9 protein-coding genes are annotated in these 10,677 nt (G+C 61.7%); 3 read left to right on the top strand and 6 right to left on the bottom strand.

What is annotated here, in order from left to right:
* Positions 1 to 108: 108 nt before the first annotated feature.
* The 6 genes from D8U82_RS15485 to D8U82_RS15510 form a co-directional block, all read right to left on the bottom strand.
* Positions 109 to 2,538, bottom strand: a complete 2,430-nt coding sequence (locus tag D8U82_RS15485) for a TonB-dependent receptor (protein ID WP_130902480.1) — start codon at positions 2,536 to 2,538, stop codon at positions 109 to 111.
* A gap of 212 nt (positions 2,539 to 2,750) precedes the next feature.
* The gene (locus D8U82_RS15490) at positions 2,751 to 3,740 is read right to left on the bottom strand and encodes a FecR family protein (RefSeq protein WP_130902481.1); all 990 of its coding nucleotides are present in this window, start codon (positions 3,738 to 3,740) and stop codon (positions 2,751 to 2,753) included.
* Positions 3,737 to 4,303, bottom strand: a complete 567-nt coding sequence (locus tag D8U82_RS15495) for an RNA polymerase sigma factor (protein WP_016771621.1) — start codon at positions 4,301 to 4,303, stop codon at positions 3,737 to 3,739. Before D8U82_RS15495 ends, D8U82_RS15490 begins: the two co-directional genes overlap by 4 nt.
* A gap of 1 nt (position 4,304) precedes the next feature.
* Positions 4,305 to 4,631, bottom strand: coding sequence for a DUF3325 domain-containing protein (locus tag D8U82_RS15500; protein WP_122610800.1), 327 nt, complete (start codon positions 4,629 to 4,631; stop codon positions 4,305 to 4,307).
* Positions 4,631 to 6,214: a PepSY-associated TM helix domain-containing protein gene (locus tag D8U82_RS15505; RefSeq protein WP_130902482.1), complete on the bottom strand. Its 1,584-nt coding sequence runs from the start codon at positions 6,212 to 6,214 to the stop codon at positions 4,631 to 4,633. The genes D8U82_RS15500 and D8U82_RS15505 overlap by 1 nt, the downstream gene beginning before the upstream one ends.
* Entirely contained in the window at positions 6,211 to 6,516 is a 306-nt protein-coding gene (locus D8U82_RS15510) for a DUF3649 domain-containing protein (RefSeq protein WP_041479671.1), read from the bottom strand. Before D8U82_RS15510 ends, D8U82_RS15505 begins: the two co-directional genes overlap by 4 nt.
* 146 nt (positions 6,517 to 6,662) lie before the next feature.
* Between D8U82_RS15510 and D8U82_RS15515 the strand changes: the two genes are divergently transcribed.
* The 3 genes from D8U82_RS15515 to fecA all read left to right on the top strand — a co-directional run bounded on the left by D8U82_RS15515 (position 6,663) and on the right by fecA (position 10,544).
* Complete coding sequence (locus D8U82_RS15515) at positions 6,663 to 7,193, top strand: sigma-70 family RNA polymerase sigma factor (RefSeq protein ID WP_110646388.1); 531 nt, start codon at positions 6,663 to 6,665, stop codon at positions 7,191 to 7,193.
* On the top strand, positions 7,190 to 8,122 hold the full coding sequence (locus tag D8U82_RS15520; protein ID WP_130902483.1) for a FecR domain-containing protein: 933 nt from the start codon (positions 7,190 to 7,192) through the stop codon (positions 8,120 to 8,122). The genes D8U82_RS15515 and D8U82_RS15520 overlap by 4 nt, the downstream gene beginning before the upstream one ends.
* 88 nt (positions 8,123 to 8,210) lie before the next feature.
* Entirely contained in the window at positions 8,211 to 10,544 is a 2,334-nt protein-coding gene (gene fecA / locus D8U82_RS15525; RefSeq protein WP_130902484.1) for a TonB-dependent Fe(3+) dicitrate receptor FecA, read from the top strand.
* Positions 10,545 to 10,677: the final 133 nt, after the last annotated feature.

Below are 10,677 nucleotides of genomic sequence, written 5' to 3' on the forward strand. Positions count from 1 at the left end.
ATATGACCCGAAACTTGCGCTTGCCCGGTGAGGCTCAAGACGGTATCTACAGGGGAAACGCATTCCAAATGTAGGAGCTGCCGAAGGCTGCGATCTTTTGACGTTGACTCAAAACTCCAGGGTGCTCGACAAGGAAACCTGCCGCGAATCCCCCATCGACACAAAGAAGCGGCTCGCCGACGAGGTGTAATAGGTGCGATCAAACAGGTTCTTCACGTTCAACTGAAACTTGACCTTCTGCCCCTCAACCGTCGTGTCGTAAGTGGCAAACGCATCCGCCACGGTGTAGCTCGGCAGGTCAAAATCATTCACCGCGTTGCCGGCACGCTCGCCGACGTACCGCACCCCTGCCCCGACACGCAGTTGATCGCCGCCAAACACATTGCCGAAGTCATACACCGCCGACAGCGAGCCGGAATTCTTCGCTACGTTTTGCAGGCGCTTGCCTTTGTATTCCGGGTCTTCGGTGACTTCGGCATCGGTATAGGCATAGCTGCCGATCAGGTTCCAGTGCTCGCTGAGCTGCCCGCTCAGGTCAACTTCCAGCCCGCGTGAACGCACCTCGCCTGCCGCACTGTAAATCGTTGTCGGGCCTTCGGAATTGGCCACCAGTACGTTGCGTTTCTTGATGTCGAACAACGCGATATTGCCGGTGATGCTGCCGGGCATATCCAGCCGCGCACCCAGCTCCCACGACTTGGCTTCCTCCGGCGCGATGCTGCCGTCGAGCACGGTACTGCTGCCGCTCAGCGGGGCGATGGTCGAGTTGGGTTTGAACGATTCGGTGTAGCTGCCGTAAAACGACAGCGCGTCGGTGTAGCGATAAACAAGACCGGCGCGCGGTACCCACTTCTGCCCGTTGCTGTCGGTATTGGCCTTGAACGGCACGCCTTTGCCGGCGTATTGGTCGTACTCCTGAAAACGTCCGCCAGCGACCAGAATCCACTGCTCGTTGAGGTGAATCGAATCCTGCAGGAACAGCGAATCGCTGCGCAGCTTATCGGTCTGCGCACTGTCGGGCGCACTCATCGTAGTGCCCATCACTTCGCGGCCATACACAGGGTTGAGATAGCTGAACGTGGTCAGGCTTTTCTGCCGGATCAGATCCTCGCGGTAGATCTTGCGGTATTCGTCATCAACGCCGAATACCAGATCATGCTGCATGCCCAGCACATTCACTTTGCCTTCGAGGCTGGCGGTGGTGAAACGATCGGTGCTGATCGCATTCTGGGTGCCGTCCATGCTGCGGGTCAGTGTGCCTTTGTTGGTGTCGATCGCCGTCACGCGCACCTGGCTGGCGTCGTAGGTTTCACGGTTCCAGCTGTAGCCGAAGTGGGCTTTCCAGTCGTCGTTAAGTTCATGGTCGGCTTCGAAATGGTAGAGGTCCGAGCGCCCTTCCATGTCGTTGAACGGCTCATCGAGACGCTGCTTGCGCGAGATATCCAGCGGATGGTTGGTGCGCGGATCGATCAAGGTGCCACGGTCGAATGGCGTGAGAAATTCGCGGTGCTCGTAGGCGAACAGCAGCTTGGTGCGCTCGCCGTACCAGGCCAGCGACGGTGCGATCAGCGTCTCGCGATGGGTGCCGAAGTTGCGCCAGTAATCTTCGTCTTCATGATCGACGACCATGCGATAGGCGAAGCCGGAATCGCCCAGCGCCCCGGTGCTGTCGAAGGCGCCGCCGCTGCCGTTCTTGCCGTCACCGTAGGTCGAACCGCGCACGGTCACGGCGTTGTACTGGGTCAGTTCCGGCTTCTTGCTGACCAGGTTGACCACACCACCCGGATCCTGAATCCCGTAGAGCAACGAGGCCGGGCCCTTGAGCACTTCGACGCGATCCACGGTCGCGTTCATGCCACGGCCCTGCACCAGCGGCATGCCGTCGCGCATGATCGAGCCGTTGCGGTTGTCACCGAAACCGCGAGTCATCACCGAGTCCTGGGTACTGCCCAAGGTGTTGCCCTGGGTGATGCCGCTGACATTGGCCAGCGCGTCGTCTAGATTGCGCGGCGCCTGATCGCGAATGACCTGCGCCGGGATGACATTGACCGTCTGCGGAATTTCTTGCAGCGACGCCGATGAGCGCATCACCGAACTGGTTTCCGGCGGCTGATAACTCATCAATTCGTCGCGCGTGGACGTGATGGTGGTGGCGCCGAGATTGAGCGCGCCTGCGGTCGGCATCGGCTCCAGCGCCAGGGTATGACTGTCGGTGCGGCGAAAGCTCAAGCCGGAGTTGCCGAGCAGGCGTTGCAGGGCCTGTTCGGCGCTCATCTGGCCGTTGACTGCCGGAGCGTTGAGGCCGTACGGCGCTTCGTCGGTGTAGACCACGCTCTGCCCGGTCACGCGGCTGAAGTCGCTCAGGGCCTGCGGCAATGGTTTGGCGGCCAGGGCAAAATTGAATTGCTGTTGCGCCTGATTGCTCACCGCTTCTGTCGCCAGCGCGATACTCATCGGCAGCAATGCCAACGCGGAAAAACTCAGCGCCGACATGCCCAACCACTGTTTGACCGAACCGGATTTTGCCCTGGACTTCATTGCTCAATGACCTGTGTAGAACCGCAACGGATGCGAATGGCTCGCAGTTTCAGTCACTACACGGATGGGGCTCGGGGTTACCTCACCTTTAATTTGAAAATATTTTGCGGGGGATTTGTTGCCTGGGCTGACGCCTTCGCGAGCAGGCTCGCTCCCACCTTTGGAATGCGTACCCTGTGGGAGCGAGCCTGCTCGCGAAGAGGCCGGCAGCCTCAGCGCAGAATAATCAGCTGCCCCAACACCCGATGCTGCTCAAACCCCAACACTCCCTGCAACGAATTGAGCACCGCCTGCGGGTCCTTGCTCGGAAAGCTGCCGCTGACCTTGCGCGCCGCCAGCTCATCGTTGAGCAGCACGATCCGCCCCGGGTAATAGCGGCGCAGATCCTCGACGACATCGGCCAGCGTGGTCTTGTAGTAAGTCAGCCAACCCTGACGCCACGCCAGTTGCGCTTCACTGTCCACGGCATGCAGTTTTTCCGCAGTGCCGCCGGCGTAGGCAACTTGCTGGCCGGCCGTGAGAATCTGTTGTTGGCCATGCTCGTCCGCCGTCACCGCGACACGTCCGGACAACACCGTCACTTGCGCGCCGTGGAGTTGCCGGCGTACTTCGAACTGGGTGCCCAGCACCCGCGCCTCGCCCTGCTCCGCCGCCACCACAAACGGATCGCCGGTGTGAGTGACGCTGAAGAAAGCAGCGCCTCTGATCAATTTCACGCGGCGCTGACCATGAGTGAAATCCACAGCAATCGCGCTATCGGCATCCAGCGTCACTTGCGATTGATCGGCCAGTGTCACCGTGCGAATTTCCCCTGGTGCCGAGACATGATCGGCGCGCAGATCGTCGAGCCAGCGCTGCGCCTGCCACCCCGTGCCGAGGCTGATCATCAACAGCAGACACGCGGCCAGCGCCAGTGCTCCAGACCAACGCAACATCGGCGAGCGACGCGGGGCGTCCATCGCCTGCAGATAACCTTGCAGCGCGAGCGCATCTTCATCGGCCAGCGTGCGCGCGGGGCTTTCGCTGAGTTCCCAGATCACCTGCGCCTGCGCATACGCTTGGGCATGGGCCGGATCGGCGCGCAGCCATTGGCTGAAGGTGAGTTGATCGCCAGTGCTCGGGCGGTCGTGCAACAGGCTCAGCCAGGCCAGCGCGGCCTGTTCCTGGGCCGGCGTCGGTGTGATCGGATCGGATGGCTTCACGGTGCTTTCCCTGGCAGGCGTGGCGCGGGGTCGCGCAGGCTGGCCTTGCAGGCCTCGAGGGCGCGCATCATATGTTTTTCCACGGCACTTTGGGACAGGCCCATGGCCTTGGCGATCTCAGCGTACTTGCGCCCGTGAATGCGATTGAGCAGAAAGATCTGCCGGGTACGCTCGGGCAAGGCGCGCAACGCGGCTTCGACATGGCGCAGATCGTTGCCGGCTTCGAGGGCGGCCTGGGGTTCGCTGCCATGGCTGTCGGGTTCGTCCGGCTGCCAGCCTTCGTTGACCCGCGTGCGCGTGCCTTCACTGCGCAAATGATCGATGGCGATGTTGCCGGCGCAGCGCAGCAGATAAGTGCTGAGCTCTTCGACCTGGACCAGCGGCCGCCGCCAGAAGCGCAAAAACAGATCCTGGACCAGATCCGCCGCGGTCGCCCGACAACCGACGCGCCGGTTCACCAGCGCCTCCATTTGCGCACGCTGGGACAGAAACACCTGGAGAAAATGCGCACGCGCGCCACGCGCTTCATCGTCACGCGATTCCGGCGGCAGACCGATCAGCACTTCAGCACTGCGCCCAGGCGGCGACCGGGCTGGCCAACAGGCTCAAGCCGGCCAGGGCCATGGCCAGACGCGGGCGATACGGCAGCAACAGCACCAATGCCAAAGCGCTTAGCATCAGCACCGCGAACCAGTCGACCAGACCGAAACTCCAGCCACTGGCCGCGACCGCCGCCCACAGCGAAAGCGCCAGCAACAGCCATCCCGCCAGCGCCAGACCCTGACGGCGGCGCGTCGACGGTTTGGCGCCGAGCAATTCGGCGTGATGACGTGGCATCGACAGGCACAACGCGGTGAAGCCGGCATAGGTGAGCAACAGGGCCAGCAGCATCAGTTGGCCCCCTGTTCGACTGTGATCGAGCGAGGCGAAGAACTTGCTTTGCGAACGCTGACGGAGTCGCCCGTACGCTGCATCTTGCGCGCAGCCCAGCCGAGAAAAAGCCCCGTCGCCAGACACGTCAGATCAAGTCCGGCCAGTGCCCAGTCGCGCTGCATCAGGCTGGCGCCAAGATTCCACGGTGTGGTCAGCGCATTGATCAGCGGCACCGCGATAAACAGCGCGGCGCCGAGCGTCAGCTGTTCGATCCACGCCTTGCGCCTCGGACGCAACACCGCGTGCACCACGCTCAGGCCCCAGCCTATGAAGAAAGCATTCACTTCCCAATCGGCCCGCCCCGCCAGACTCACCGGCAACAGTCGATTGGCCAAAAAGAACACCGCCACCGCCGATACCAGGCCGGCCATGCTGGCGATATTCAGCACCTCAACCAGGCGCAATTCGAACGGCAGCGCCGCGCTTTTTACGTGCTTGAGCTGCCGCTTACCGAGCCAGATCACCAGCCCGGTGCCAATCATCGCCGTGCCAGCCAATCCGCAAATGAAATACAGCCAGCGCAACAGCGGCCCGGCGAAATGGCCCATGTGCAAACCGTAAAACGCGCCACCCACCGCCATCGCCATGGGTTGATCGGGTGTACTGCTCAGAAGCTGCCCGGTGACGCCGTTGAACGTCACCGCCCGGCCGAAATCATGCACCACCCGATCGCCCGCGCGGGACAGCACCACCGTGGCGCTGGCATCGCCCGGGTTGCTCACCGACAGGCGCGCGGTATGGCCACCCGACCACTGCTCGCTGGCCTTGGCCAGTAGCGGCGCCATGGCGGTCAGCGGCGCGGCAATATCGGCGCGCTCGGGTGTCTTCGAGGCGGGAAAGACTTCGTCGTAGAACTTGCGTACGTCGCTGCCGTAAGAGGCAACGATGCTGGCCGGCATGACCATCGACATGAAAATCACCAGGCTGCTGTAAGTGATCATCAAGTGAAACGGCAGCACCAGCACGCCCACGGCGTTATGCCCGTCGAGCCAGGATCGCTGGCCCTTGCGCGGGCGGAAGGTGAAGAAGTCCTTGAAGATTTTCTTGTGGGTGATGATGCCGCTGATCAACGCAACGAACATCACCATTGCGGCGATGGTCGCCAGCCAGCGCCCCCACGGGTAAGGCATCTGCAACTGGAAGTGGAAACGGTAAAAGAACTCGCCGCCCATGCTTTCGCGGCCCTGTACTTCGACTCCGGTTTGAGCATCGAGGGTTCGGGATTCGAAGCGGCCGCGCTCGCCGGGTTTGCCCGGCGCCTGCTGCCAGCGCACCGTCAGGCCGGGGTCGCGGGCATCGGGCAAATCGATCAGCCAGCGCGAGGCACCGGCGGCGTGTTGTTGCAGATAATCTTGCGCCAGTGCCAGGCTCGCTTCGCTATCAAGCGAATGTGCAGCGATCTCCGGCTGCATCCAGTGGCTGATTTCATCTTTGAAATAAGCGAGCGTGCCGGTGAGAAAAATCGCGAACAGCAACCAGCCGAACACCAGCCCGGCCCAGGTGTGCAGCCATGCCATCGCCTGCCGGAAGCCCTCTTTCATGCCAGCCCCAGACCGCGCGCGGCACCGGAAACGGTGGCGAGAATCACGCTCGGCACCAACAGGCCGACCCACGCCGACCACGCGCTGCGGCAGGCAAAACACCAGAGCACCGCGACCAGATAGACCAGAAAGGACACGGTCATGCCAGTGACCACCGCTTCGGCGCGGTTCAGCGGCAGCCACAACGTCAGGGTGACACTGGCCAGCGCCGCGACCAGATAGCCGCCGAAAATCGCCGCCAGCACTCGCGAAGTGACGGCCAGACGATAGGACATGGGAAGGGTGGCGAGTTTGCCTTTCATGTTTCGACCCTGAAACGAAAAACGTTCGGCCGACAAGCCGAATCTACAGGCGAGCAATATTAATGATAAATATTCTCATACGCAAAAGCATCTGATTGCCGGACACTGTCGCCAGCCTCTACAATGCGAACCGTTCTTGTTCTCTAATGCACGTTCTCTACGCAAGTTTTGCGTCCGGAGTCATTTCGTTGCCGCCCGCCCATCCCGTCGAATCGCTCTACCATGCTCATCACAGCTGGCTCACTGGCTGGTTGCGGCGCAAGCTCGGCTGCCCCGACAGCGCGGCGGATCTGGCTCAGGACACGTTCATCAAGGTGCTGACCGCTCGCGAGCCACCGGTGATCATCGAACCGCGCGCCTTTCTCACCACCCTGGCCAAGCGCGTGCTGTTCAATCATTACCGGCGCCAGGATGTGGAACGCGCCTACCTCGAGACACTGGCGCAGATGCCGGAAATGGTCGCGCCGTCGGAAGAGCACAAAGCGATCATCCTGCAGACGTTGATCGAACTCGATGAGCTGCTCGACGGCTTGCCGCGCCAGGTCAAACGCGCCTTTCTGCTCGCGCAGGTCGATGGTCTGACTTATCCACAGATCGCCGCAGAACTGGGCATCTCAGTGGCCACGGTCAAACGCCATTTGAACAAAGCGGCCATGCGCTGCTATTTCGCTTTATGAATCGCACCCCGGACTTCTCCGCGCAGGTCGCCGAACAGGCGGTGCACTGGCTGCTGGAAATGCAGCAGGGCACGCTGACCCCGCGCCAGCAACAGGCCTGGCAACAATGGCTGGATGCACACTGCGAACACCGCCGGGCGTGGGAACACATGCAACGAGTCAATCAGCGTTTGCGCGGCGTTTCGTCGCCGTTGGCTCACGCGGCGTTGAACGGACCGAAGTCCGGCAGCCGCCGTCAGGCGCTGAAAATGTTGCTGATTCTCGGTGCCGGCTCAGCGGCGACCTGGGGCATGCGCGAGCACACGCCGTTGCCGTCGCTGCTCGCCGATTACCGCACGCCGGTCGGCCAGCGGCGCAAGATCGGCTTGGGCGGTGCCGATTCGTTACAGCTCAATACCGCCAGCTCGGTTGATGTTGATGGTGCGCAGCGGTTGATTCGTCTGCTCGAGGGCGAAATGCTGTTGAGCGCTGCAAATCCGTTCGAGATACGCACGGCACACGGCGTGCTGAAAAGCCAAGGTGCGCGCCTCAATGTGCGGCAGTTTGTTGATCGCACGCAGATCGCCCTGTTCGAAGGACGAGTCGAACTCAACGCCAGCCAGCGCGCGCCCCTGCTGCTGCCGGTCGCGCGGCAGTTGAGTTTCACTGCCAGCTCCGTCAGCGAACCCAAATACCTGGACGCCAACAGCGGTGCGTGGACTGACGGCATGCTGGTCGCCGCTCATATGCGCCTCGGTGATTTCCTCGAAGAGCTTGGCCGCTACCGGCGCGGGCAGCTGCGGTGCGACAGCCAGGTTGCCGATTTGCTGATTTCCGGGACGTATCCACTGGATGACAGCGAGCGGATTCTCGACCTGCTGCAGATCAGTCTGCCGGTCAGAGTGAAGCGCTTTACCCGTTATTGGGTGAGCGTCGAAGCGCGGGTGTAAAAAAACGCCAAAACCATGAGCCGTTTTTCAGATCTGGCGTGACAGAGAAGGAAAGCCCCCTTGATTCCACCTTCTCAGGATCATCCACATGCAGCCCACCCGCCTTACACCACTGGCCCGCAGTCTGCGCAATCTTCTGCTCGGCGCCAGCCTGAGTTTCACCGCCCTGCCCGCTGCGCTGGGCGCCGAGACCAAGGTTTATCACATCGCCCCGACGTCGCTGGAAACCGCGCTGAACCAGTTTGGCCGTGAAGCCGGCGTGCTGATTTCCTTTGGCTCGCAAGTCACCAGCGGTGTGCAGAGCCGGGGTCTGGAGGGCAATTACACGACGCAACAAGGCCTCGAAGCCTTGCTAGATGGCACCGGCCTGCAAGCCCGCGCCGAAGGCGACAATGCCTTCAGCCTGCAACCGTTGGCTGACGCGGCGCTGGAGCTGGGCACCTCGACCGTGGTCGGCGACTGGCTCGGCGATGCGGCGCAGATCAACGTCTTCGAACACCCCGGCGCGCGTGATGTGATCCGCCGCGACGAATTCGAACGCCAGGGCGCGATCCAGGCCCGCGATGTGCTCAACCGCATCCCCGGTGTGAACGCGCCGGAGAACAACGGCACGGGCAGCCACGACATGGCGCTGAACTTCGGCATTCGTGGCTTGAATCCACGCCTGGCCGCGCGCTCGACAGTATTGATGGACGGCATCCCGGTACCGTTCGCGCCGTATGGTCAGCCGCAGTTGTCGTTCGCGCCGATCAGCATGGGCAACATGGATGCGGTGGACGTGGTGCGTGGCGGCGGTGCGGTACGTTACGGCCCGCAGAACGTCGGCGGCGTGGTCAACTTCGTGACCCGGGCGATTCCGGACGAGCCAACGGTCAAGGGTGGTTTCCAGACTGAAACCAGCCCATCGTCGAGCCACGACGGTTTCAAGACCAGCGCCAATCTGCTGGCCGGCGGCACCAACGCCAACGGCCTCGGTGGTGCGCTGTTGTACTCCGGCACCCGTGGCGGTGACTGGCGCGAACACAGCGACACCGAGATCGACGACCTGATCCTCAAGGGCAAATATCAGCTCGACGAAGCCAACAGCTTCAACGCCATGGCCCAGTATTACGAAGGCAAGGCCGACATGCCCGGTGGTCTCAACGTCGCCGATTACGATGCCGATCCGTATCAATCGACGCGGCCGAAAGATCAGTTCTGGGGGCGCCGCACGATGTTCAACTTCGGCTATCGCTATCAGGAAGATCGCCGCGAATTCACCGCCAACACCTTCTTCACCAAAACCCTGCGCAGCGGTTATCTGGATCAGGGCACATTCCTTTCGCTGTCGCCGCGCGAGTACTGGGTACGTGGCCTGGAAACCCGTTTCGCCCAAGGCTTCGACCTCGGTCCGAGCAGTCACGAAGTCGGCGTCGGCTATCGCTACATCAACGAGGCCGGCCACGAACTGCGTTATCGCACGCCGATCAGCGCCAACGAATACCCAACCACCAGCAGCCGCAACGACCGCGACACTCGCGGTGGTACCGAGGCCAACGCGTTCTTCGTCGATGACCGCATCGACATCGGCAAATGGACCATCACCCCGGGCGTGCGCTACGAGATGATCGAGTCGCAACAGACCAACAACCTGACCAACGTCAAATACAAGGGCGACTACAACACCGCGCTGCCGGCGCTGAACGTGCTCTATCACCTCACCGACAGCTGGAATCTGTATGCCAACACCGAAGGCTCGTTCGGCAGCGTGCAATACAGCCAGATGCCCAACCGCGTGAGCAGCGGCGAGGTGAAACCGGAAAAGGCCCGCACCTGGGAACTCGGCACGCGCTATGACAACGGTGCCCTGCGCGCGGAGATCGGCGCATTCCTGATCAACTTCGACAACCAGTACGAAAGCAACCAGACCAACGACTCGGTGATCGCTCGCGGCGAAACCCGCCATCAGGGCATCGAGACCAGCGTCAATTACGCGCTGGATGACTTGAGCCCGGCGCTGGCCGGTTTCGATGTCTACGCCAGTTATGCCTATGTCGACGCCACCATCCGCGAGGACGGGCCGAACAAAGGCAACCGCGTGCCGTTTTCCTCGAAACACAAAGGCACGATTGGCGTCGGTTATACCGAAGGGCCATGGAAGCTGAATCTGGACAGCAGCTTCCAGAGCGACCAGTTCGCCGACAACGCCAACACTTCGAAAGAAAGCGCCGATGGCAGCACCGGCAAGATCCCCGGCTACATGCTGTTCAGCAGCCGCGCCGGGTATGACTTCGGACCGCAACTGTCGGATTTGAATGTGGCGGTGGGGGTGAAGAACATCTTCAACACGCAGTACTTCACACGCTCGTTCGATGACAACAACAAGGGCAAGTATGTGGGTGAGCCGCGTACGGTTTATGTGCAGACGTCGGTGGCATTCTGACCGCAGCCCATTGAAGATCAAAAGCCCCTCACCCTAACCCTCTCCCAGAGGGAGAGGGGACTGACCGAGGTGTATTTACGATTTACGCTCGCCTGCAATATCGAGCCGAACGCTGGACTTGAAAACAACCGGA

The sequence above is a fragment of the Pseudomonas sp. Sample_23 genome (genome assembly GCF_004307595.1).
In the GTDB taxonomy this organism is placed as follows: Bacteria; Pseudomonadota; Gammaproteobacteria; order Pseudomonadales; family Pseudomonadaceae; genus Aquipseudomonas; species Aquipseudomonas atacamensis.

What these genes read in the sequence shown, in the direction of transcription:
- D8U82_RS15485 (WP_130902480.1), bottom strand. Translation starts at nt 2,538, where the DNA reads ATGAAGTCCAGGGCAAAATCCGGTTCGGTCAAACAGTGGTTGGGCATG.
- D8U82_RS15500 (WP_122610800.1), bottom strand. Translation starts at nt 4,631, where the DNA reads ATGCTGCTGGCCCTGTTGCTCACCTATGCCGGCTTCACCGCGTTGTGC.
- D8U82_RS15505 (WP_130902482.1), bottom strand. Translation starts at nt 6,214, where the DNA reads ATGAAAGAGGGCTTCCGGCAGGCGATGGCATGGCTGCACACCTGGGCC.
- D8U82_RS15510 (WP_041479671.1), bottom strand. Translation starts at nt 6,516, where the DNA reads ATGAAAGGCAAACTCGCCACCCTTCCCATGTCCTATCGTCTGGCCGTC.
- D8U82_RS15515 (WP_110646388.1), top strand. Translation starts at nt 6,663, where the DNA reads ATGCACGTTCTCTACGCAAGTTTTGCGTCCGGAGTCATTTCGTTGCCG.
- D8U82_RS15520 (WP_130902483.1), top strand. Translation starts at nt 7,190, where the DNA reads ATGAATCGCACCCCGGACTTCTCCGCGCAGGTCGCCGAACAGGCGGTG.
- fecA (WP_130902484.1), top strand. Translation starts at nt 8,211, where the DNA reads ATGCAGCCCACCCGCCTTACACCACTGGCCCGCAGTCTGCGCAATCTT.